Annotated in this window: 1 protein-coding gene; it reads left to right on the forward strand. The window is 71.8% G+C overall.

Annotated features, from left to right (window positions below):
• On the forward strand, positions 1-858 hold an 858-nt coding region (locus IE206_RS42210; protein ID WP_229853408.1), incomplete at both ends, for an IS701 family transposase.

Raw genomic sequence — 858 nt, forward strand, 5'->3', positions numbered from 1 at the left:
TGGACGCACATGAAGTGATGCGTGTTCGGGCGAAGTTGGCGTTGTTCGTGGCGGATGTGTTCGCGTCGGTGCCGCGCAAGGACCAGCGGGCCAAGGGCGACTGCTATCTGCGGGGACTGATGCTGGACGGCCGCCGCAAGTCGATCCAGGCGATGGCCGCGCGGTTGCCGGACGGCAACGAGCAGAACCTGCAGCAGTTCGTGAACCAGTCCACCTGGGACCCCACTCCGGTGCGGCGCCGGATCGCGGAACGGATGCTCCCGCTGATCGGGCCCGAGGCGTGGGCCCTCGACGATGTGTCCTTCCCCAAGGACGGCCGGATGTCGGTCGGCGTCGCCCACCAGTACTGCGGTGCCCTGGGCAAACAGGCCAACTGCCAGGTCGCGGTGAGCGTCCACGCGGTCACCGACACCGCGTCCTGCCCGCTGCAGTGGCGGCTGTTCCTCAATGAAGAGTGGGCCCAGGATGCCGAGCGGCGGCGCGGGACGGGGGTGCCCGATGAGTGCGGCCACCGGGAGAAGTGGCTGCTCGCGCTGGACATCCTGGACGAGCTGGCCGGATGGGGGATGCGGCCGCCGCTGGTGGTGGCGGACGCCGGCTACGGACAGAACGCCGACTTCCGGGCCGGGCTCACCGGCCGCGGCATCCCCTACGTGGTGGCCGTCCGCAGCGACACCACCGCCCACCCAGCGAGCGCGGTGCCGCACACGCCACCCTGGTCGGGCAACGGCCGCAAGCCGCAGCCCCGCTACCGCCACCCGCCGACCGCCCTCGCCGCCCTCGCCGGCGACGCCGGCCGGGACGCCTTCACCCAGGTGGCCTGGCGCCAGGGATCGCGTGGAACCCTGCACTCACGCT

The organism is Streptomyces violascens (genome assembly GCF_014649955.1).
Taxonomy (GTDB): Bacteria; Actinomycetota; Actinomycetes; order Streptomycetales; family Streptomycetaceae; genus Streptomyces; species Streptomyces violascens.